The 23,471-nt window shown below is 51.7% G+C and carries 21 protein-coding genes; all 21 read right to left on the bottom strand.

The window, feature by feature from the left end; all coding sequences use genetic code 11:
- Positions 1-22: 22 nt before the first annotated feature.
- Positions 23-1,936 carry a diguanylate cyclase gene (locus I2H39_RS02515; RefSeq protein ID WP_195625730.1) on the bottom strand — a complete coding sequence of 638 codons (1,914 nt, stop codon included), beginning with the start codon at positions 1,934-1,936 and terminating at the stop codon, positions 23-25.
- Between the two features lie 203 nt (positions 1,937-2,139).
- Entirely contained in the window at positions 2,140-3,594 is a 1,455-nt protein-coding gene (gene nagE / locus I2H39_RS02520) for an N-acetylglucosamine-specific PTS transporter subunit IIBC (protein WP_138306192.1), read from the bottom strand.
- A 177-nt stretch (positions 3,595-3,771) separates the two neighbouring features.
- Positions 3,772-4,029 (bottom strand): HPr family phosphocarrier protein, encoded by a 258-nt coding sequence (locus tag I2H39_RS02525; protein WP_138306191.1) that lies wholly within the window; start codon positions 4,027-4,029, stop codon positions 3,772-3,774.
- 20 nt (positions 4,030-4,049) lie between these two features.
- Positions 4,050-4,544, bottom strand: a complete 495-nt coding sequence (locus I2H39_RS02530) for a PTS glucose transporter subunit IIA (protein ID WP_138306190.1) — start codon at positions 4,542-4,544, stop codon at positions 4,050-4,052.
- A gap of 46 nt (positions 4,545-4,590) precedes the next feature.
- The gene (locus I2H39_RS02535; RefSeq protein ID WP_138306189.1) at positions 4,591-5,421 is read right to left on the bottom strand and encodes a PRD domain-containing protein; all 831 of its coding nucleotides are present in this window, start codon (positions 5,419-5,421) and stop codon (positions 4,591-4,593) included.
- Between the two features lie 262 nt (positions 5,422-5,683).
- Positions 5,684-6,991: an O-antigen polymerase gene (locus tag I2H39_RS02540; protein ID WP_195625731.1), complete on the bottom strand. Its 1,308-nt coding sequence runs from the start codon at positions 6,989-6,991 to the stop codon at positions 5,684-5,686.
- A complete protein-coding gene (ptsP, locus tag I2H39_RS02545; RefSeq protein ID WP_138306187.1) occupies positions 6,991-8,712 on the bottom strand; it encodes a phosphoenolpyruvate--protein phosphotransferase in 1,722 nt (573 codons plus the stop codon). Before ptsP ends, I2H39_RS02540 begins: the two co-directional genes overlap by 1 nt.
- A gap of 59 nt (positions 8,713-8,771) precedes the next feature.
- On the bottom strand, positions 8,772-9,035 hold the full coding sequence (locus tag I2H39_RS02550) for an HPr family phosphocarrier protein (protein WP_002583469.1): 264 nt from the start codon (positions 9,033-9,035) through the stop codon (positions 8,772-8,774).
- A 23-nt stretch (positions 9,036-9,058) separates the two neighbouring features.
- Positions 9,059-10,402, bottom strand: a complete 1,344-nt coding sequence (locus I2H39_RS02555; protein WP_195625732.1) for a CdaR family protein — start codon at positions 10,400-10,402, stop codon at positions 9,059-9,061.
- Positions 10,383-11,252: a diadenylate cyclase CdaA gene (gene cdaA, locus I2H39_RS02560; RefSeq protein ID WP_195625733.1), complete on the bottom strand. Its 870-nt coding sequence runs from the start codon at positions 11,250-11,252 to the stop codon at positions 10,383-10,385. The genes I2H39_RS02555 and cdaA overlap by 20 nt, the downstream gene beginning before the upstream one ends.
- A 31-nt stretch (positions 11,253-11,283) precedes the next feature.
- Positions 11,284-12,243: an ABC transporter permease gene (locus tag I2H39_RS02565; RefSeq protein ID WP_138306184.1), complete on the bottom strand. Its 960-nt coding sequence runs from the start codon at positions 12,241-12,243 to the stop codon at positions 11,284-11,286.
- The gene (locus tag I2H39_RS02570; protein ID WP_138306183.1) at positions 12,240-12,674 is read right to left on the bottom strand and encodes a hypothetical protein; all 435 of its coding nucleotides are present in this window, start codon (positions 12,672-12,674) and stop codon (positions 12,240-12,242) included. The genes I2H39_RS02565 and I2H39_RS02570 overlap by 4 nt, the downstream gene beginning before the upstream one ends.
- 169 nt (positions 12,675-12,843) lie before the next feature.
- Positions 12,844-14,874 carry an alpha-amylase family glycosyl hydrolase gene (locus I2H39_RS02575; RefSeq protein WP_347563775.1) on the bottom strand — a complete coding sequence of 677 codons (2,031 nt, stop codon included), beginning with the start codon at positions 14,872-14,874 and terminating at the stop codon, positions 12,844-12,846.
- 321 nt (positions 14,875-15,195) lie between these two features.
- Positions 15,196-15,723: a nitroreductase family protein gene (locus tag I2H39_RS02580; protein WP_195625734.1), complete on the bottom strand. Its 528-nt coding sequence runs from the start codon at positions 15,721-15,723 to the stop codon at positions 15,196-15,198.
- A gap of 39 nt (positions 15,724-15,762) precedes the next feature.
- Positions 15,763-16,746: an electron transfer flavoprotein subunit alpha/FixB family protein gene (locus tag I2H39_RS02585; protein WP_195625735.1), complete on the bottom strand. Its 984-nt coding sequence runs from the start codon at positions 16,744-16,746 to the stop codon at positions 15,763-15,765.
- The gene (locus tag I2H39_RS02590; RefSeq protein WP_195625736.1) at positions 16,747-17,541 is read right to left on the bottom strand and encodes an electron transfer flavoprotein subunit beta/FixA family protein; all 795 of its coding nucleotides are present in this window, start codon (positions 17,539-17,541) and stop codon (positions 16,747-16,749) included. It lies immediately after the preceding gene.
- A 23-nt stretch (positions 17,542-17,564) separates the two neighbouring features.
- Entirely contained in the window at positions 17,565-18,725 is a 1,161-nt protein-coding gene (locus tag I2H39_RS02595) for an FAD-dependent oxidoreductase (protein WP_138306178.1), read from the bottom strand.
- Between the two features lie 47 nt (positions 18,726-18,772).
- Positions 18,773-20,008 carry a Zn-dependent hydrolase gene (locus tag I2H39_RS02600; protein WP_138306177.1) on the bottom strand — a complete coding sequence of 412 codons (1,236 nt, stop codon included), beginning with the start codon at positions 20,006-20,008 and terminating at the stop codon, positions 18,773-18,775.
- 174 nt (positions 20,009-20,182) lie between these two features.
- Positions 20,183-21,859 (bottom strand): PucR family transcriptional regulator ligand-binding domain-containing protein, encoded by a 1,677-nt coding sequence (locus tag I2H39_RS02605; RefSeq protein WP_330640948.1) that lies wholly within the window; start codon positions 21,857-21,859, stop codon positions 20,183-20,185.
- Positions 21,860-21,965: 106 nt separating this feature from the next.
- Positions 21,966-23,207, bottom strand: coding sequence for a M20 family metallo-hydrolase (locus tag I2H39_RS02610; RefSeq protein WP_138306175.1), 1,242 nt, complete (start codon positions 23,205-23,207; stop codon positions 21,966-21,968).
- Between the two features lie 46 nt (positions 23,208-23,253).
- Positions 23,254-23,466, bottom strand: a complete 213-nt coding sequence (locus tag I2H39_RS02615) for a hypothetical protein (protein WP_138306174.1) — start codon at positions 23,464-23,466, stop codon at positions 23,254-23,256.
- Between the last annotated feature and the right edge of the window lie 5 nt (positions 23,467-23,471).

Raw genomic sequence — 23,471 nt, forward strand, 5'->3', positions numbered from 1 at the left:
AATCAGCGTCAGCCTGCCCCTGCTATTCCCTGACCCACGCCGCCTTGCAGGCCCGTTTTGCCTCATACATGGCATCATCCGCCTTCTTTAACAAAATGGCCGTCTCCATGCCGTCCTCCGGATAAAAAACGTATCCGGCTGAAAAACGAACCGGGATATGCTCCTTGTTTCCCAACTCCACCGTACATGTTTCCATGGCTTTTATGAGACTTAATTCGTATTCCATTAATTCCTCTTTTGAGGTGCATCCGTAAAGGAACAGGGCAAACTCATCCCCGCTGAGACGGGCAGCAATGCACTGACGGCTGCCGCAGCTTTTTAACAGGGCTGCTATGGCTGCCAGATACCGGTCTCCGTTTTCATGGCCGTACCTGTCATTGACCTGCTTCAGGTTGTCTGCATCGGCCATTAGCATCATGCCGCGGCCCAGTTTTTCCGGTTCCTCAAACAACTGTTCCATACGGCGGTAAAATGCCCTTCTGTTGTACATGCCTGTTAGAAGGTCAATGTCCCGTTCCCTCTCTATCTTTTTCTTTTCCCTGATGTCATCCGTGACATCCACTATCATGCCCAGCACGCTGTTCTCCCGTTCAAAGGATTCCAGACGGATATAACCCGGGGCAGTGCCCTCCAATTGATATATCCCGTTCTCCCGGTCCAGGGGATGATTCCTGAGTTCGCCCAGCTTCTCCTCAAACAGATGATGGTCTGCCAGAAGTTCTTCTGCTTCCTGCTCCTTTAGCCGGAGGATATCCGCCAGACGGGTAGTTGCCATAACACGCTTCATGTCGCGGTTGTATTCGTATACACCTATGGGTACTTTGGCCATTTCCAGAATGCGGGATATTTTGTTGGTGGTATCCAGCAGACTTTCCACCATTTTGTTTATCTGGAAGCTCAGTTCCCTGAATTCGGGCGTACTGTCCACCTCCACACGGGTGTCCAGGTTTCCTCCGGTTATTTTCCCCAGTTTCTTTTGGATGGAGGATATCCCTGTTAAGATATAATGGTCCATGTCCCTGGATATAAACAGAATCATCAGCAGCGATATGCCCATAAGGTATGCTGCTACCATCAGGGTGCTGCGGTTTACTTCCCGGTACAGGGATGCACTGGTTGACGACAGGCCCAGTATGGCGGAGCTGCTCCGTCCGAAGACGCAGTAGCTGTCTTCGCTGTTTATGACTGCCCTGACTCCCCGGTCGGTAATGGATAGCTGTTCTGGGTGAAGCCCGATTTCCTGGATTTGTTTTCCCACCAGGCTTTCGTCCGTGGACCCCAGGATGACGCTGCTTTCCGGGTCTATGGCGTATATGGTGGAATCCTTTTCTGAGGTCACCAGGGAAAATATGTAGGAAAGCTCGGTCCGCTTCATGGAATCTAAAACCGTTGTGGGCTCTAACCCTACCTGGATAATGCCCTTCCGGTCTTCACGCCAGACCGCTGCATACTGCATCAGCTTTCCTTCTGCCGTGTTGGGGGTTATATCCTGGCACATCTGAAGATGATAGTCCTTCAGCATGGGCAGGAAAAACTGCATCTGCTGGCCGGAGCTGAAATTTAGGCCAAAGTATTTGGGCTCGGAACCAGCGTAGAGATTTCCCTGGGTGTCAAACAGGTGAAACTCGTCTACCTGCAGCAGGCGGGCTATCTTTTGCATCTCCTGCTGGTCTTTTGTAACCTGGGGACGGTCCTGTAGGATGTAGGCAATGGCTTTGGCGCGGATAAAGCATTGCTCTTTTAGGTTTTCTCTTTCTTTTTCCGCCTCGTTTTCGTTTTGGTCCAGGATTTGGCCAACCTGCCAGAACATTTCCCGGGCGCTGGTATACATTTCGTTTCGGGCGTTGTGGATTTCTACATAATAGTTGATAAGGAGAGTGATTAACATGGCTGTCAGGATTACCATACACAGACGCTTGCGGATAATTTGCTTCATTTACCGGCACCCTCCTTTTTCTTTGGGTTGATGGGTACATTATATTATGCCTTAAATTATAGGATAGCATATTTGGGGCGGGGGAACAAGAGGGTGGACAGGGATAATATAGGGATAATAAGCATACGGCAAAAAAAGGCCCCGGGAAAGAGAAAGGTCTCTTCCCCGGGGCTTTTTCGGCCGTATATCTGCCCGGCTCATTGCTATAGCATTTTTTGCATCTCGTCCGCTACGAATTGTACTTTGGTTCCTACTATTACCTGTACAGAGGTCTTGCTTGGCCTCATGACGCCTGCTACGCCTGCGGATTTTATCTTTTTCTCATCTACTAATGTGTAATCTTTTATCTCTAATCTCAGTCTTGTAATGCAGTTATCCAATGATACGATATTTCCCTTGCCGCCTAATCCTTCTAATACAATGGCAGCCACCTTGGTGAAATCGTCGTTTGCCAGTACAGCTGACATTTCCGCATCTAAATCTTCTTTCTCACGTCCCGGTGTCGGAAGGTCGAATTTGGTGATAACAGCGCGGAATACTACGTAGTAAATAACTGCGAATACAACGCCCTGTACCAACAGCATGAATGGCTGGTTGGCCATTGGCAGCCTGCAGCTGAAGATGAAGTCAGTGACGCCTGCGCTGAAGCAGAAGCCTGCAGTCCAGTGGAATGCGGCTGCTACTGCTACGGAGATACCGGTCAGGACAGCGTGTACAAGGTACAGTCCGGGAGCCAGGAACATGAAGGAGAATTCCAGGGGCTCGGTTACGCCGGATACAAAGGATGCAACTGCGCCTGCAATCAGGATACCTGCTGCATACTGCTTCTTCTCCGGCTTTGCTGTCTGGTACATTGCAAATGCTGCAGCAGGAAGACCGAACATCATAACCGGGAAGAAACCTGCCTGGTACATACCGGTTACGCCCTTGATTCCGCCTTCTGCGAAGCCCCAGAACTTGTTGATGTCGGCAATGCCGGCAATATCAAACCAGAATACTGCGTTCAGTGCATGATGCAGTCCGGTGGGAATCAGGAGACGGTTTGCAAATGCATAGATACCAGCGCCTACAGGGCCAAGTCCCATGATGTGCTCGCCAACCCACACAAGGGCATTGAACAGTGCCGGCCATACAAAGTACAGGATGGCGGACTCTGCAACCATTACAAAGGAGGTAACGATGGGCACACAGCGCTTTCCTGAGAAGAAAGCCAGTGCGGTGGGCAGCTTTGCGCTGCTGAACTTATTGTAGCAGACAGATGCCGTGATACCGGAAATAATACCGATAAAAGCATTGTCAATCTTGGAGAAGGCCAGAGGTGCTTCCTCAACTCCCATCATAGTGGCAACAACGCCGCTGTTAAGTACAGTGGTAACGGTCAGGAAGGCAACCAGACCTGCAAGACCTGCTGCACCGTGCTGGTCCTTTGATAAACCGATTGCCACACCAACTGCAAACAGCATGGGCAGCTTGTCGATTACGGCGCTTCCAATCTTCACCAACGCAAAACCAATTACCTGGATAATACCGGTTACGTCACCGCCCTGCATGGTGGAAGGACACATGGCATAGCCGATACCCATCATAATAGCTGCAACCGGCAGAACGGCAACAGGAAGCATGATGGCCTTACCTAGTTTCTGCAAATACTTCATCATAACATAAATCCCCTTTCTTTTTTAGAGCCTCCTTCTATACTTTTCCCGTAGGAGTACTCTGAATTACATTTTGATAAATACTCTATTCAAACCCGTTCCCGGGTTTAAATCACTGTTGTTTGTTTCCCGGACCAGCCTACCGGCTGGTCCGCACCCGCATATCCAACGGACAGGACATCAGGCATCTGCGGACAGGACAGCCTCCACTTCCTTCATGGCGTCCTCTTCGTCCGGTCCTTCTATACGGAAGATGACCTCATCTCCAGCCACTGTATTCATGGCCATGATGCTCATGACATCCTTTCCGTCCGCCCTGCGGTCCCCGCAGATGATTTCCACGGAGGAGCTAACGCGCAGCATCCTGACCATAAGCATGGCGGCCGGTCTTGCGTGAAGCCCCATTTCGTCTTTTAAGATAAAGCTCCGCTCAATCAACTCATACCCACCTTTATTCGTTACAGTTTGATGATGGCGGTCTCCCCTGCCTTTGCTTCCATCCCGGACACACATTCCATCTTCGGGAACTGGGGCGTATTGCAGATGATGACCGGTGTGGTTACATCATAGCCGGCTTCCTTAATTTTATCTATATCAAAGTCCAGAAGAAGGTCGCCCTGCTTTACCTTATCTCCCGCAGCCACATGGGCCTCAAAATACTGTCCCTTAAGCTGTACCGTGTCCAGTCCGATATGGATAATCAGCTCTGCGCCGTTGTCCGTCTGCATGCTGATGGCGTGTTTTGTGTCAAATACCATGGTCACCAGTCCGTCTGCCGGCGCAACCACCCTGCCGTCTGCCGGCACGATTGCTGTTCCCTTGCCCAGAATCTCCTGGCTGAAGGTGGGGTCGGCTACCTGGCTCATGGGAATGGCTGTTCCGTTCACAGGCGCTGCAATTATCTTCTCTTCCTTTTCTTCTCCCCCGAATAACTTCTTAAATGTTCCAAACATCCTTACTGCTCTCCTTTCATGTCCACTCAGGGACCCTGCAAAAAAATTATTTAGTCCTGATACGTTTGATGTGCAGGGCCAGGTAAGCCACTTCCTCCTCTGTCACCTGATGCCCGTACTGCAGCTTGATGAGCGCCTGTATCTTCTGGCTGCAGGCATATTCCTCCGGATAGAGACGGTCGATGACCTCCTGGAATTCCAGGTTATCCAGATTCATATGCTCCCCTGTAAATACCCGCTGTGCCAGAAAGCGCAGATGAGTGATGAACCTCTCATAGCTGAGGGACTGCTCATCCAGCTCTATATTGAAATACTCCCTGACCACCTCCGATACCTGCTGTATCAGATTGGTGATTTTAATTGTATCACCCATGGGCGCATCATACTCTGCATTGACGATGTGCAGGGCAATGGAAGCTGCCTCGTCCACCGGGAGCTTTACTCCCAGGTCCCTTTCAATCATGGCAATGGCATATTCGCCAATCAGGTATTCCGCGTGGTAAAAGCTGCGGACCTCCCTGATTAAGGGATTGGAAAACATCATCTTTTGTTTGTAACGTTCCAGTGCAAAATTTATATGGTCCGTAAGGGTGATATACACATTTGGGTTAATGGGTCTGTTGAGGACCTCTTTGGCATAACTGATGATTTCTGCTGAAATCTGTACATGCTCCATGGGAAGATTCACAAGCAGTTCCTTAAACCTATCCATGGTGTTCTGACTCTCCAGGCGGAATATCTTCTCCACCTTCTCCTCATCAATAGGACTGCCTTCCTTTGCCTTAAAGCCAACGCCTCTTCCCATGACGATAATTTCCCTGCCCTCTTCATCGCAGGTACTCACTACATTATTATTAATTATTTTCGCTATTTTCATAATTGCTCCTGATGAAAACAAAAAAACCAACTTTGTTAAAGAGACCCATCTACGCGTACACGCGGGTACTCATCATCCCCTTAACAAACTTGGTTTTGCCTGCCGAACAGTAACAATCCTTATTAATTATTTAATTGTAACTTCCAAAGATTTACTTCACTAACAGCATCATAGCAAATCTTAAGATAAAAGTCAACAATATTTTATATAATTTTTATATTTACCCCCACTCCCCTTGTCACAATTCCCCACACAACCCTTGTCAGGACTTGACATACATGTAAATAATACCTGTGACAGCCAGATAAAACCAGGTGGCCGGGTTGGAAAACCAGGTGGTGAAAAAAGACAGCATCATATACATGGCAATCTGTGCATAAATCACATGGCCCGCAGGACATGTCATCTTCCGCCTGCGCCTTACCAGCCAATAGCATGCAGCCCCCAAAAGCCCGCCAAAAAGCACCATGCCAAAGACGCCGAAATCATAGTAGGCGTCATAGAACAGGGTAAGGGTGGTCAGCTCCTTTTTGGTCACAAAAAGCGGAAAGCTCACCAGGACCGGAAACAGGAACTTAAGGCCTGTCAGGGCCCAGACCGGAAACAGCATGCGGAGCCCAAAGCTGTGGGAGGCCAGCTGCTCCACCAGACAGTTGAAATTATCGTAGTTATTGGCAATATACATATAGGGCTGTGTAATAAAAATGGGCATGCGGCTGTTCTTCATCTCAAAAATGCCGTTCAGGTATTCCACGCTGTGGCTGCGCATAATGGTCAGCAACAGGTAGGCCGGAATCATGCAGGCCATCAGAACGCCCACATAGACCAGGCTGAAGGTGCCGCTCATGGAAATATAGGTAAACGCAGCCATGCCCACTGCCAGTATCAGCTGGAACCTGGACACGCAGAGCACCGGCACGGCCAGGGACAGCACCACCAGAAGCAGTCCCAGCCAGAAGCCCTGGTCCCTGGTCAGTCCCCTTCCCCTGCGGGATATCATAAGGCTGTAAACCACAAACAGGCTGGGCACCAGCACACAGGACACCGTAAAATAGTGTACTCCGCTGACATGAAAATAGGAATAGGCATGGGGCACACCGTATGAAAACAGCGGCACAAAGCCCAGCTTCCACGCCTCAAAGAAAAAGGCGAGGAAGGACACGGCCACCAGCCCTGCCATGGAATGAAGCAGCCTCTTAGCCTGCAGCGGCGATTCAGCCGAGGCGTAAAAGCGGTAGACAGACTGCATGTCCGCAGCGCTCCAGCCGTCATATATCCGGTGCAGCACCTCAAAGGCAATCCAGAAAGCAGCCACAGCCAGGCCCAGGCAGACCCATGTCATGACGCTCCAATCCGTCTGAAGCCGGCTGAGCTTAAAGCAGGAAATGCCCTGTCCGCCCACAAAAAAGAGGCAGAAAAGCCCCCTCAAATGAATCAGGTTGCCTGTCTCCCTGTAATCCTTGCCATGCAGCCACAAGGCTGCTGTAATTAAAACCAGCCCAGACAGCATATAAAAATGCTGCCGGGCCAATATAAAGCTTATGATATAACAAACCAGATAAACTGCCATTAATCCGTAACCTTCTCCACAAAATCTCTCATGTATTGTTCTATTTCTGCTGCTGTGGCAAAGCTCATGGCCTTGTCAGCCACTGCCTGGAGTTCCTCTGCACTGTACTGTGTAACCATCTTTCTGGCCTTCAGGATGGCGGACGCGCTCATGCTGAACTCGTTAAGTCCGAATGCCAGAAGCAGCGGAATCATCATTGGGTCGCTTGCTGCCTCGCCGCACATGCCTACCATTATGCCGGCCTCACGGCCGCAGGCAATGATATGCCGTATGCTTCTGAGCACTGCCGGGTTAAAGGTGGAATACAGATAGGACACCTTTTTATTGCCCCTGTCAACCGACATGGTGTACTGGGTCAAATCATTGGTGCCGATACTGAAAAAGTCCACTTCCTTTGCAAAGATATCTGCAATCAGGGAAGCTGCTGCTGTCTCCACCATGATGCCCACCTGGATGTCTTTGTTGTATGCAATGCCCTTTTCATCCAGTTCCTTCTTGATTTCCTCCACAAGAGCCTTAGCCTGACGGTACTCCTCAATACAGGTCACTAAGGGAACCATAATCCGGATGTTGCCGAATGCGCTTGCCCTTAAAAGCGCCCTCAGCTGCGGCTTATACACATCCTCCCTGCGATCCAGGCAGAAACGGATGGCCCGGTAGCCCAGGAATGGATTCTCGTCCTTTTCCAGGCCCATGTATGGAATCTCCTTGTCGCCTCCGATATCCAGTGTGCGGATGATGACAGGCTTGCCGTTCATGGCAGCAGCCACCTTCTTATAGGCCTCAAACTGTTCTTCCTCCGTAGGCATGGCACTCCGGTCCATGAACAGGAACTCAGTGCGGAACAGTCCGATACCCTCGCCGTCATACTGCAGTACCTTGTCCACGTCCTCAGGCTTTCCGATGTTAGCCACGATTTCCACCTGCACGCCGTCCTTGGTGACGGACGGTTTGCCGATATACTGCTCCAGCTCCTTCTTTTCCACCAGGAACTGCCTTCTCTTTTCCTCGTAATCAGCCATCACAGTCTGGTCCGGGTTCACATACACCTCACCGGTGCTGCCGTCCAGCACCACCTGGTCCCCGTCCTTCACGCCGTCCAGAAAGCCGGTGACAGCTACCACGGCCGGAATCTCCAGAGCCCTTGCCAGGATTGCGCTGTGGGAGGTCTTGCCGCCCAGCTCCGTGACAATACCGGTCACATTGGCCGGATTAATTCCGGCTGTCATGGACGGAGTCAGGTCCTTCGCAACAATAATACTACCCCCGGGCAGGGATGAGATGTCCACGGACTGGATTCCCATAAGCATCTGCTGCATACGTGTCTTGATGTCGCGCATGTCCGTTGCCCTCTGCTGCATCAGTTCGTCTCCCATGGAGGCAAACATATCCGCATACATATTGCACACATTCTCAATGGCAAACTCGGCGTTCACATTGTCGTTCCTTATGGAGTTCTCAATCTCGCCTGTCAGCATAGGGTCTGCCAGAAGCATCATATGCCCCTGCATGATTTCAGCTTCCTTCTCTCCCACTCTGGTTGCCAGGTCCTCAGCCAGCTTTTCCGTGGCTTTCATGGTTTCATCCAGCGCTCCCTTAAAACGCTGCACTTCCCCTTCCACATCGCTTACGGTCTGTCTGGCAATCACCAGTTCGGCCTCCTCCACAATCACTGCTTTTCCAATCCCGATTCCAGCAGAAGCGCTTGTTCCCTTGTACATACTCTTGTACCTCCTTATTAAAAATTCATTTATACTCACAACCTTTGGTTGCCGTCAATCTACTCTCCTAACCCGGCCTCCACAATACCAACCATGGCCTCCAGTGCTTCCTTCTCATCTGGCCCCTCGCAGACGAATTCAATCTCGTCTCCAGATTTCACGCAAGCTCCAAGGACGCTTAATACACTCTTGGCATTGGCCGTGGTGGTGCGCACCTTGAAGGATATTTTTGATTTATAGCGCAATGCCTCCTTGCAGAGGACTCCCGCCGGCCTCAGATGCAGGCCGGACGGATTCTTGATTACTGTTGTTTTGCTTACCATTATACCTCTCTCCTTGCTTTTTGTTACTGACCGGGTTCTGCCTTGGACGTGCTGGCAGGACCTTCTGATGTCTCACGTTCCGTCTCATCCCGGCTCTCATCCCCGCTGGCCGTGGTACTGTCGGCAGACGGTCCTTTTTCCGTCACCGTCACCTGGATGCGGTCGTAGCTGACCAGTTCATAGGCATCTCCCAGCTGGAAGGTAATCTCCCCGCTGTTCTCTCCCGGAACCATGTCCTCCACATCCATCTCAGCGCCTAATGCGGTAACCGAAAGCTGGTCCAGGTCTTCCTTCAGGCCTCTGATAACCAGGTTCACAGAATCCCTGTCATACTGATATTCATAATCGCTGTGGGCTCCCACCCGCTTAATCTGGCTGGTCCTAAGCTCAAATGTCCTGCTTTCCAGAGCCTCCACCTTGATGACAACCTTCACCTCATTGGATGACTCGTCCGAAAGGGAAACACCCTCCGGCAGGTACTGGCTGATGTCGATGGTAACTTCCTTATCCCCTGTGGCTCCGTCCATATTCAGCTCAGAGCTTGGAATCGTAATGGAATTAATGCTGGCCAGGTCGGATTTCAGTCCGTTGACAGCCACTGAATTGCGGCTGCTCTCAATCCCCGTATACCGGTATCCGTCCGCAACCCTGCCCTCTGTCTCAAAATTCAGGACAAGGCTCTTGCGTTTCAGAATAGGCATTGTATAATCCACACTGGAACGGCTGAATGTGACGCGCTCATCGGTTGGTATCTCATTCCCATTGGCGTCAAAGCACACCACAGGAGCGCTGTCTGCCAGGTTGGAGTCTGCTCCGTCCACATCAATCACGATTCCCACCGCGCTGATTTGGCCCACCACAGACATGGGGCCGCTGACATAGATATAATTGGGTGAAACAGAAGGAATGCCCTTGTCGTATCCCTCGGCCACCTCCCCTACCACCTTTGGCGTGAGTTCAAAGGGCTTGCGCTGCAAATCCTCTGTCTTAACGCGGATAACCCCCGGCTTTGCCACCGGTGTCTCCAAAAGCCGCTTGTTGTTCTTGACCTCTATCTTCACCGGCACTGCGCCTGTGGGCTCATATATATCAGCCAGGTCAATATAGGCCCTGAAGTCAGATGAGCTGATGCCCGCCTTATCCAGTGTCCTTACACGGTAGCTGACCGTAACAGTCTCCTTATCCGTCAAAAGTTCATATGTCTTGCCGTTGGAGGTCAGGATGCCCTCGTTGACAATATCCAGCGGAACTTCCTTTGAATCCGAGTCTTCCGGGTTGTTGATGTTCACCACTGCCAGCCAGACAAAAAATGCCAGGAAGACAGAAAGTACTTTAAGCCCAATATTGTTAGACAGCTTTTTTTCCATTCTTCAGCCTTCCCTTCCATATTTTAAATCGGTTCAATGAAACAGTCTCCTCTTTGACATTGGAAAGTACCTTTTTGAGGCTTTCTGCATCTGGTATCCTGGCCAGCATTCCTCCTTCTGCTACCGATACCCTTCCGGTTTCCTCCGACACCACGATGGTAATGCTGTCCGTGGCCTCGCTTACGCCCACAGCCGCCCTGTGGCGCGTGCCCAGGTCCTTGCTGATGCTCATGTTATCGGTCAGCGGCAGATAGCAGGTGGCAGCCGTGATGCGGTTGCCCCGTATAACCACCGCCCCGTCATGAAGGGGCGTGTTGTGTTCAAAAATATTAATAAGCAGCTGGCTGGTCACCAGCCCGTTAATCTCGATTCCCGTCCTCTCTATCTCCTTCAGGGAAGAACCCCGTTCAATCACCATCAGGGCGCCGGTCTTTACCTTGGCCATCTCAAAGGTGGCCCGGACCAGCTCGTTGATGGTCTTGTCGTTAAAACCCTGGTTATCCTTGCCCTCGTCAAAGGAAAAGAGATAGGACATATAATTGCGGCTTCCCAGCTGTTCCAGGGCCTTTCGCAGCTCAGGCTGGAATATGACCAGAAGGGCTGTCACCGCAATGGTGGTGGTATTCTCCAGAATCCACAATATGGTGGTCAGATGAAGCACGGCGGCAAACAGCACAAACACCAGGATAACCAGAAGTCCCTTTAACAGGTTCCAGGCCCTGGTGTTCTTAATCCACACCAGAAGTTCATAGACCAGAAAGGAAATAATCACGATTTCCAGAATATTTCCCACTGATATCCTTGGCAGCAGCGACAGCCAGGATGTCACCTTTACCAGCAGTTCCGCCATACTCTCACCTCCTTACGTTCACTTTTTTTCATTAATACGAGTTTCTCTCCCTTGTGCCGCGTTTATGGGTACTGATTTTCTGTACCTTCACATCCGGGGTGCTCACGGTCATCTTGGGCACCGCCTTCACATAATAATAATAGTCGTCGTCCTCAAACTGCACATATTCGGTCCTGGTATAATCCACGGACAGGACAAAAAAATTGAATACAGCCGCTATGGCTGCCGATAAAACCAGTCCCAGAATCATCTGTCCCACGGGAACAGATACCCCGAACACAAAATCCCCCACAAAAATGGCCAGAAGCTCCGCCACAGAGCCCGCCACAATGGCAACCACCCATGCATAATCCATGGACAGCCTGCGTATAAGGTACACCACGATGATGCCCACCGCACAGGTGGCAATCATAACCATCATGGTCTGGTTAAAGAGAACAGATTTGAGAATCTGGCTGTACTTCTGAACAATGTCCACAGAGCCGTCGCTGGCAGCCAGGATGCCTGCATTCTGCTTCACATATATGAGCAGGTAGTACAGGAACACGCCGCAGCCAACGGGAATCACGGAAGCCAGGCTTCCCCCCAGTCCCACCAGCAGGGGGACCACATAGGGAATCTTAAACAGGAAGGCAAGGGGCGTTAAAACCATCAGGTAACTGTCCCCGGGCTTGAATCCGTAATAGAGGATGGCAATGGTCAGTATCAGCACAATGGCAATCAGGGCCATCTCCAGCGAAACCGCGTATACATGGGCAATCATCAGACAGCCCGCCAGGAACACAATGGCTCCGTAGGGCAGAAATGCGCTGACCAGACAGACCGGAAGAATAACCAGAGGGCTTTTTAGCTTTGCCATATATCCGATATTCGTATTAAGGCTTATGACGGTGCAGAGCGCAAACAGGAAGCGCACCACCGGCTGTATTCCGTAACTGTAGCGGTTGTAAAATCGTTTCAGATGTTCTTTCCATAGCAGAAGACTTGTCATCGAACCCTTCCTCCTCTGTTGTCCTTGGTCCTGTCGGTCCTGTCTTTGTTGTCATATTTCTTGACCAGGTGTCTCAGTCTGGATGCATACATGGTCTGGGAACGCGACGCATAGTCGTATCTTCTGGAATATACAATCCAGGTCACCAACAGGTAAAATACCAGTCCCCCCACATAAAGGATTCCCCAGTTCCTGCCGCACTCCAGCAATTCTTCTATGCTCATGCCGCCCAGCAGCACGTCCAGTTTGTAGAGTATCCACAGAAGCAGAACCAGCAGATAGCAGAAGGTATAACCGAAAAAGGAGCGGAACATCTGTCCGCCGACATAATCCTTTTTAAAATAACGGTTAATGGGAAATATCTTCCTGCCCTCATTCTTTTCAAATATGGCCAGACCAGTCATATATCTGACCTTTTCTTCGTTCAGCATACAGGTACCTCTTACGCTTTTTCATAACATATCAATTTAGTATACCACAACTTTTTCAGATTTGCGACACTATAAATCAATTTTTATGATTTTGTAAGGAACTGGAATTCAGCTTAAGAAACCAGGGGAACCGGCGCCATCATACGCCCCCTTCCCCTGGGCGGCACTCCTATTTTCCCACCAGCACCATCACGGTCCTGGGACGAATCCTGAATCCTCCGCCCTCCAGGGGACCTGGAGCCGGCAGCTCCTCCCAGGTATCCGCGGCCACCTCCCATGCCATTGCGCCGGGAAGGGCCGGCAGCTCCACGTCCAGGGCCTCCCAGTATGCATTGGAAGCAATGTACACGGTCTGCGGGCCTTTTCCTTCCTCCTGTCCGGCAAACATGACTCCCACATATCGCTCATACTCCGCAAAGGAGCTGCACCAGGGCTTTACCCCGTGAAAGCTCACATCCGGAAAGCCGCAGGCCCCGCCGCTCACATTGGCCCGTACCAGACGGTGGGTCCTGCGGAACCGTATCATATATTGGAAAAACCGGAATATATCCTTATATTGCCCCAGCCTTCCCCAATCCAGCCAGGAAATCTCATTGTCCTGGCAATATGCATTGTTATTGCCGAACTGGGTGTTGCAGAACTCATCTCCTGCCAGGAACATGGGCGTTCCCCGGCTGCACATGAGAAGGGCGCACGCATTGCGCACCATGCGCCGTCTCAGTTTTTCCACCTGAGAATCCTCTGTCTCCCCTTCTGCGCCGCAGTTCCAGCTGTTGTTGTCATTGGCACCGTCCGTATTGTTCCATCCGTTTGGCTCATTGTGCTTTACATTATAGGAGAACAGGTCGTAAAGGGTAAATCCGTCATGGCAGGTAATAAAATTCACGGAAGCGTTCTTCCTGTCACGGTCCGCATAGATATCCCGGGAACCGGCGATGCGCAGGGCGGCTGCCTGGGCCATGCCCCCGTCTCCCTTGATATGGCGGCGCATGTCGTCCCTGTACCTGCCGTTCCACTCCGCCCACCGGTTCCAGGACGGGAAGGTGCCCACCTGGTAAAGTCCGTCTGCATCCCAGGCCTCGGCTATGAGCTTTACATCGCCCAGAATGGGGTCAAAGGCAAGGGCCTCAAGCAGGGGAGGCTTGCTCATGGGAGCGCCGTCCTGGCTGCGTCCCATAATGGAAGCCAGGTCAAAACGGAACCCGTCAATCCGGTAGGCCGTGACCCAGTAGCGCAGGCAGTTGACAATCATCTGCTGTACAATGGGGTGATTGCAGTTCATGGTATTGCCGCAGCCGCTGAAATTGTAGTAATATCCCTCAGGGGTCAGCAGATAATATATATTGTTGTCAAATCCCTTAAATGAGAAGAAAGGCCCGTCCTCATTCCCCTCCGCCGTGTGGTTGAACACCACGTCCAGGTAGACCTCAATCCCGTGCTGGTTGAACACCCGGATTAGTTTCTTAAGTTCATTCCCCTCCCGGTTGTACTCCGTTCCGGCAGTGTAGCTGGTGTTGGGCGAAAAGAAGCTTACTGTGTTGTATCCCCAGTAATTATAAAGCTTCCGGCCGTCCACCTCCCGGTAATCCTGCATCTCGTCGAATTCAAATACAGGCATCAGCTCCACCACGTTCACGCCCAGTTCCAGGAGATAAGGGAGCTTCTCCATCAATCCCTCAAAGGTTCCGGGATGAAGTACGGCCGAGGAGCCATGCATGGTAAATCCCCTGACATGCAGTTCGTAAATAATTAAATCCTCCATCGGGGTCAGGGGCTGTGCCATATCCGCCCAGTCAAAATCATCCCTGACCACCCTGGCCTTATAATGCTGGCAGCCCGGCAGCGGGTCCCCCCACCGGCTCTGTCCTGTCACCGCTTTGGCGTAGGGGTCCAGCAGATATCTGGTCTTGTCAAATATAAGCCCCTTTTCCGGTTCATAGGGGCCGTCCACCCGGTACGCATACTCAAATTCACCGATATCCAGCTGGAATACAATCATGGAATACACATTGCCGATGCGGTAATGCTTTGGAAAGGGAAGGACCGCGTAGGGCTCCTCCTCCGTCCGCCTGAACAGGAGCAGTTCAATGGACGTGGCCCCATGTGAGTACACCGTAAAGTTGACGCCTCCCGGTATGGCGGTAGCGCCGTTTATCTCATAGAACCCGGGCCTGACCGCATATCCTTCCACATAGTCCATGGGCACCAGGTGAACGGTGCGGGGCAGGGCCAGGTGGTCCAGGCAGTCCGGCCTTAAGGCCTTCTTATCCTTTTCCCTGCCCTTATCCTGTGTTTCGGTCTTTATACGGCTGGCCACATTCTTTCCCTTTTCCTCCATACATTCCTCCTATAAGCACCTGCTGTCAGACTGTTTCAGGCATTGTATTAACAATATACAACATCCCCGCCCATATTACAAGACTTGGAAAAGCCGCCGGACCCAATCTGGCCCGGCGGCTTTTCCCCTCCTGTCATTTTCTCCTCTGCGGAGTGCTGCCTCTGACAGTATTCCTTCTTAAATTTAATTCTGATACCTCTCCCATTTTATCTTTTCCATGGGCAGTTCATCCAGTTGATACGCAGGCGCCTCTGCCGCCGGCATTCCAAGGGCCAGGATGGCCTCCAGCCTGTAATGTTCCGGAAATCCCAGGCATTCCCTTACGTATTCCTCCGTGGTCTTTCCGTCCGCGTCCCTCAGCCTTCCCTGGACCCAGCAGCTGCCAATCCCCAGGCTGGATGCCATCAGATGCATGTTTGCCATGGCCACGGAACAATCCTCAATCCACACGTCCTGCTCCTTTTCATCGCCAATGACAACTATGGCGCACTGGGCCTGCCTGAGCATGCTCACGCCTCCTGCCCTGCATCCGGAGAGAGTGTCCAGGGTCTGCCTGCTGCGCACGGCGATAAACTCCCAGGGACGTTTTGCCTTGCCAGACGCAGATAAAAGGCCTGCCTGCAGCACTTTTTTAAGGTCTTCCTCCGGAATCGCCTCATTGCTGTAGTTCCTGATGCTGCGCCTCTTCCTCATAATCTCTAATAAGTCCATGGTCCCTTCCTTTCTGCCGGTGCATACCGCGGCTCCGGCTTACAGCTTCATGTAAGCTTCCAGCACATCCTTCATATCGCAGACCATGCCGTAATCCGCAATATTGAATATCGGCGCGCTTTCATCCTGGTTGATTGCCACAAACAGCTTGGTGTCTTTTATGCCTTCCGTGTGCTGGATGGCTCCGGATACGCCCAGGGAGATGCAGACCTTGGGCCGTATGGTGAATCCGGTCTGTCCAATCTGGTGCTCAAATGGAATGAATCCGGTATCTGCCAGCGGCCTGGTGCCTCCGATTGCAGCTTCCAGCTTTTCGGCAAACTTTTTTAAGAGCGTAAAGTTTTCCTCGCTCTCAGCGCCGCGTCCGCCGACCACCACAACCTCTGCTGCCAGGATGCTGTCCGTATCGCTTAATGCAGGCGCGCTCGACACTACCTGAATCCCGGATTCCGGGAGGGCGATGTCTTTATAATATACAACATCCGCCCTTCTGCCCTCCTCCGCCTCATAGGGAGTGTACACGCCGGGCCTTACTGTCATCATCTGGGGATAGACCCCTTTCTTTGTCACAATGGTGACAAATACATTTTCCCCAAAGGAGGGCTTGTTCTGCTTGATGTAAAAGCTGCCGTCCTCCCTGGTGTCCACGGCTAATTCCGTGCAGTCCGCCGTCATACCGCAGCCCAGACGGGCAGCCACTCTGGAAAAGACGGAGCGGCCTGTGGGAGTGGCCGGAATCAGCACGCTGGAAGGTTCCATGCGTTTCAGCATTTCCGCCATCACCTGGCTAACCGCGTCATCCTGGAACAGGCAGTCCCTGTCTGTCTCCACCACATATATCTCATCAACCCCAAGCTGTTCCAGCTGGGCCACCAGGTTCTTACCGTCCCTGGCCAGGACAGCGGCCTGTATCTTTTCACCGGTGGTTTCCTTGATGCAATGGGCTGCGCGGACCAGTTCTGCCACAACGGGTTCTAAATTCCCATTATAATTTTCTGCAAAAACACAAATTCCGTTCGCCATCTATTCTTTTCCTTTCTCAATCTCAATCAGCTCCTTGAGTCTGGCCGCCAGCTCCTCCGGCGTGCCCGTAAGCATCCGGGCTTTTCTGGTGCTCTCAGGCTGGAATGAATCCGTTACCTCTGTGGGAGAGCCGGGAAGGCCAATCTCCTCCGCCTCCAGCTGAAGCTCTGCATTGGTATATACCTCCAGGGGCTTGTTCTTGGCCGCCCTCTTGGAGCGCAGGGTTGCCAGACGCGGCTCATTGCTTCCGAAGCATATGCTCACCAGGGCAGGCAGGGACGCCTTAATCTTCCACTCCATGCCCTGATACTTTTTCACAGCCGTGATACAGTCCTTGCCGCCCTCATCGTATAAGAGTCCCTGTACCTCAGCCACATGGGGGATGCCCATATATTCCGCCACCATGGCACCCACCTGTCCGGTGGCGCCGTCCGCAGACAGCGCACCGCTTAAGAGCAGGTCAAATGTTCCATATCTCTCAATGCTTTTTGCCAGCACCCTGGCCGTTGCAATGGTATCTCCTCCTGCAAGACACCGGTCCGTGATGAGGCAGCTCTCATCGCATCCCAGAGCCATGGCGTCCCGTAACGCCTTCTCAGCATCAGCCGGTCCCATGGTGAATACGGTCACCTTGCCGCCTGTCTGTTCCTTTAAAACCATGGCAGCCTCAATTGCGTTCAGGTCCGCAGGGTTAATCATGCCCTCTGAACTGGAACGAATCAGGGCATGGGTCACGGGGTCCACGGAAACATCATTGGAAACAGGAACCTGTTTTATAAGAACCGCTATATCCATATTTTCTCCTCTCCGCTGCCTTCTTATTTTAACAGACGCTCAAATGCCCAGTCTTCCAATAGCGGTGTCTTCTCCCCCCGCATAATGAATTTTGCAAGGTCCCTGCTGGCAGCCGGCGCCTCGATAACGCCGTTGCCGCCGTAACCGGTTGCCAGGATATAGCCCTCCACCGGCGTCTCGCCTAAAATGGGAAGGAAGTCCTTTGGCTCTGCACGGTATGACAGCCAGGATGATACCAGTCCGCTGTCCACAATGCCCGGCACCCTGCACTCCAGCTGGTCTAACAGGAAATCAATAAAGTAATCGTCGGTTCCGCCTGTGGCAGGAAGCTTGTCCGGATTCCACTGTCCCGCATGCATGGGATTGTTCAGGTCCATGGAAAGATGGGACTTGCAGATAAAGATATTGTCTCCTGCGCGGAGGGCGTAAAAGGCCGGATATTTCAGCACCGGGAAGGTATATCCTAATTTCTTTCCAGGAGGGCATAAAAAGAATGCTTCTGCCTTTGTATGCCAAATCGGCACGTCCATGCCCACCATCTCGCCGGTAAATTTGCTCCATGGACCGGTACAGTCCACCACATAGTCAAATTCGTATTCCTGGCCGTCGTTTGTCTTAAGGCCTTTAATCTTATTTCCTTCTTTCAGAACCTCCGTCACCTTCACGCCGGTCCTGATAACGCCGCCGTTCTTCTGCATCTTCTTTGCATAGGTATTGGAAATCATGGTTCCGTCAAAGTATCCGTCATCCTGTGTGTAGCCTGCGCCCAGGATATTGTCTGTGGAGATATCAGGAAGGATTTCCTTAATCCTGTCCTTGTCCGTTATGTACTCGCCTGTATAACCGGCTGCCTTTGCCAGCGCAATGCCGGTCTTAATGGTAGCCTCTACCTTCTCGTCGGTTGCAACCACCAGGGTTCCTGTCTTGTCAAACCCGGCAGAGCCCTTTTCCTCTGCTTCCATCTTCAGATATGACTCAAAACCATATAACCTTACGTCCCAGTATCTGTTTCTCAGCGAATCGTCAAAGAGACATACGGTTCCTGCGGACTTGGCCGTGGAAGCCCCGCCAATGGTATCCTTCTCAAATACAATGACCTCAGCATTGTCATAAAGGCTCAGATGATATCCGAGACATGTTCCTGAAATACCTCCGCCAATAATACCAATTCTTTTCTTTTCCATAACATTACCTGCCTTTCACATTTTATTTTTATTGTTTTTTACAGTGCTTATAGATTGTCTGCGCGAAGGACTGTCTCCAGCAGCACCCTGCATCCCAGTCCAATATCCTTTCCCTCTGTAAACTCATGTCTGGAATGGCTGATTCCGCCCACGCTCGGAACAAATATCATTCCTGTGGGGAAAACCGTTGTCATGAGCAGCGAATCATGGAAGGCCCCGCTTGGGACTTTGGCATACGGAATATCCAGTTTCCTGACAGACGCCTCAACGGCATCCCTTACCCATTCCGTCATCGGCGCAGGCTCATGGTAGGAGAACCGGTTGAAGCTGTACTCCTCCCCCATCTCCCGGCAGATTTCATCCAGGCATTCCCTCAGCTTCTGCTCTATGGTCTCCATAATTTTTTCATCCTGGTCACGTATCTCCAGGTGGAAGCCGGCCTCCCCAGGAATTACATTCACGGAGTTGGGCACCACCTTCATGGTTCCCACGGTGGCAACTGTAAACGGATTGCCGTACATGGCCACTATCTCCGGAACCTGGGCCACGAATCTGGCGGCAGCCACCAGCGCATCCTTTCTGTCCTCCATCACCGTGCTTCCCGCATGGTTGGCCTCTCCCGTGACTTTGATTTCAAACCGGCTCACCCCTGCAATGGATGTAACCACGCCCACGGGAATCCGGTTCTTGTAAAGGGAGGCCCCCTGTTCCACATGAAGCTCCAGGAAACAGTGTACTGATTCAGCGGACCTCCTGGCATTTCCCAGGTCCGCCACCTTTAATCCGCAGGCCTTAAGCACATCCTCTCTGGACTGGCCGTACATGTCCTGGTCTTCCCCGCTGACGTGCAGGTCCTGGCCGCACATGGCGCCGCTTCCCAGCATACCGCTTCCGAACCGGAAGCCTTCCTCATCCGTAAATACCACAACCTCCAGGGGATGGCGCAGCTTTCTGCCGCTCTCAAGCAGCGTCTGGCACACCTCCAGTCCGGCCACGCAGCCCAGGGCCCCGTCATACCTTCCGCCGTCCGGCACCGTGTCCAGATGGGAGCCTGTCATAATGGCCGGCAGGTCCGGGTCCTCTCCCTCCAGTCTGGCAATCAGGTTTCCGGCTGCATCCATTCTTGATTCGATTCCCAGTTCCCGGAAATATCCTATAAAAGTCTCCCGTCCTTTCCTGTCCTCCGGCGAATAGGCCATACGGGTGAATGTCCCGTCTTCCTGGGCCCCGCATTGGTACAGTTCTTCCAGCCGGTTAAGAATCCTGTCTAAATTGATATCCATTTAACCCCTCCTTGCTTCCGATTGTTGGCAATCTTGTACACGCCCTATATTTCTTTTCTGTACTTCTTATCTATATTGCACATTATAGATAATATTTTAACGGATTACATCGGAGCAAACAGATAAAAATAGAGAGATAATTTATCTAGTCTGGATAAACTATCTCTCCTGCCTCTATATGAAGTCCTTGTTGTAATTCTCTATCATTTTATACACCACCAGACCAATCCGCACAGCCAGCACCTCGTTGGCATTGTCAAAATCAATTCCGGTTATTTTTTCTATCTTTTCAATGCGGTAGACAGCGGTCTTATAGTGCACGTAAAGGTCCTGGGCTGTCTTGGAAAGGTTCAGGTTCCGGTCCAGGTACGCCCTCAGGGTAATAATCAGGTCATCCCTCTGGGGCTTTTTATAGTTATAAAGCTTCTGAAGTCCCTCCGGCACATACTCCAGCAGCATGGACGGGTCGCTTAACTGGCACAGCAGCTTAAATATACCCAGGTCCGCAAACAGCATAATCTGGGGGCTGCCGTCCTCCGGCGTCTCTCCCGCCACATCCACAAACATAAATGCCTCGTTAGCCTCTTTAAAGCTCTCCGGAAGATTGATGATGCCGTCCACCACTCTCCCTGCCCCTGCCTTAATCTTGAGATACTTGTTATATCTGGCCACATCCCCCTGGACCTGTTCCGCTATCTTTTTAATGTTTTTGCGGTATTCCTCCTGGGTCTGTTCCCGGTCCACCTCCTGTATCACTACAATCTTATCAAGGTCGTTATGTATTTTAGCTTTGGATATACGGCTCCGGATTAAATCGCTCAATACATCGATATCCTTTACCTTTGCCTTAAAGTCCCCTCTGGCCATGCTCTCGTTTGTCATTCCGAATACAATGACCCGGTAGCTGCCGTTGATGTCAACCCCCAGAAGGCTGGTATTCTTCTGAAGCTCTCCCATGGAATGTATTTTTCCGTTCAGAATATTGTGTATAATATCATTCTGGAACTTCTTCTCCAGTTCCGTCACCGCATACTGCCTGGAAAATTCAAACCGCAGGGCCGTGATGGCGCTCTCCGCGGCAATGCAGTCCATGGTCCCAAAGGGCTGGTTTAACTCTGTCACTACCAGGTATATCTTTTCCCGGAAACTCATCTTTACCTGAATCAGACATTGGGAAACCTCCCCTGTCTGTCTCATATAGGTGTAGTTTGAATAAGTGCCCGGCTCAAAAGGCACTGCGTCCCTGCTGACAGCAAATTCCCTGGACGCCTGGTCCGTGGCTGCCAGACAGGACAGGTTCTGGTTGAAAACCGCCACCGGATTGCGAATCAGCTTTGACAGCACATCCAGTATCTCATCCACCCCTTTTCCCGTGGAATCAGGCGCAATGGCCAGGGCGGCGAAATTGTCATGGGTGGTCTTAAAATACTTAAGCCTGGTTACCTCCTCGTTGAACAGCCGTTCCATAATCAGGCTCATGATATCCCTGAAGGAAACCTCAAAAGGAACCTCCAGAACCGGGATGTCATGTTCCTCTGCAAAGGCAAACAGCAGCTCAATCTTGGTGTCTGCATTGTCCACCTCTCTGCCCCGCTTTAACACAAGGGCGCTGACGCTCTTTCTTGTCAGCTCGTTAATATATGTGCGGAATTCTTCTACCGTACAGGACCGGAATGCATACAAACCAGTCAGCAGAACCTCGCCTCCGTCAATAAACTTTACAATGTCCGGCGCCTCGATGATTGTCACGCCTTTGATTTCCCTGTCCAGTCCCCTGCTGCCTCCAAGTACCTTTATTTCCTTCATTTCATCTGTCAAAAGAAGTTCTCTTACCGTTAATCCCATCTTCATCCCCACCGCCTTTATTTGCCCGGTCAACGTTACCATTCATTATAACACGAACAGACACAGACGCATACAAGTATTCTTGCGCCTGTGTCTTTTCTATATTTATATGTTATGCCAAAACCTTTTCTTTCGCCAGCCTTTCCATGACCACCGCTGCCTTGGCCAGGTCGCTGTATCTGGTAAACTCAACCGGACAATGACTCCGTCCGTCCTTGCTCGGAACAAACAGCATGACCGTGGGAAGCACCTGCCCGATTTCCAGGGCATCATGGCCTGCGCCGCTTAACATGCGCCTGCAGCTGTAGCCCCGGCTCCTGCACTCTTCCTCCATCACGTCCAGCATTTCCTTTGAAAGCTCCACCGGTGTAATGGTCAGCTTATTCTCCATGTCAAAGCTGCCGCCGTACTCCTTTACAGCCCGTTCCAGGGCTTTTCTTATCCTGGCTGCAATGTCGTTTATGTTGTCGTTATTCCTGGAACGGATATCCACGGTAAACTCCGCTGTATCCGCCACAATGTTCATTCCCCCCGGTATGGTATTCACATATCCCACGGTGGCAACGGTTCCGTCCGCCTTTTCCCTGGCCCAGTCCGCGATTCTGGAGATAACCTTTGAAGCTGCGTCCACAGGGTCCATCCTCATATCCATGGGAGTGGTTCCCGCATGGTCGGCCCTGCCGTGTACGGTCACCATGTACCGCTGGATGCCCACAATACAGTCTACCAGCCCTATCTCGGTTCCTTCCGTGTCCAGGACCGGTCCCTGCTCAATATGCGCTTCCAGGAAGCAGCCAATCCTGCCCTTCTCCCAGACAGCCTCCCCAATCCGCTCCGGGTCCATCCCGTATTCCTTCATGGCTTCATAGATGGATATGCCGTCCTTATCCCGGAATTTCTTGGTGTATTCCACGTCCCGGTGCCCCAGGATGGCTCCTGAACCAAAGTATCCTGTTCCGAACCGGGTTCCCTCTTCATCGCAGAACCCTGCCACCACAAAATCCCTTTTGGGCCTGATTCCCTCCTCTGTCAGGAGACGGGCCACCTCAATGGCGCATATAACGCCCGCTATTCCGTCGTAATCCCCTCCGTTGTACACAGAGTCATAGTGGGAGCCCATCATGACGCAGGGAGCGTCAGGGTCTTCGCCCTGCAGTACCCCAAACACATTGCCGGCAGCGTCCTCCCGCACCTGCAGCCCGCTCTCTGTCATCAGTTCCTTCAGATACTCCACGGCCTGTCTGGCTTCTTTTGTGAACGGAAGTCTGGTGCAGCCGTTCCCCGGTGTTGCAGTATACTGTTTTAAATGCTCCAAATCCCTGGCAATTCTGCCTGTTATATCCTCAATTACCATTCCTATACCCTCTCTGTTCTTTTTTGGGAACGCCCTTCCATTCCCTCTATTTTATTTCTTTTGACTTCTTTCTGTCTATCACATATACCTTAAACGGCGAGTACAGCATGGCCGCTACCAGCAGGATAAACCCGGACAGGCACGACCCGTCTCCCGGCATCCTAAGCTCTGTCAGAATCAGGGCGAACGCCGCCAGGATGGCTGCAAAGGCCACGGTCAGCCTGCCCCCCTTTGTCTTAAAAAACTTCTCTGTCTCCATACAGT

This window comes from Clostridium sp. 1001283B150225_161107_B6, from assembly GCF_015556325.1.
Lineage (GTDB): Bacteria > Bacillota > Clostridia > Lachnospirales > Lachnospiraceae > Enterocloster.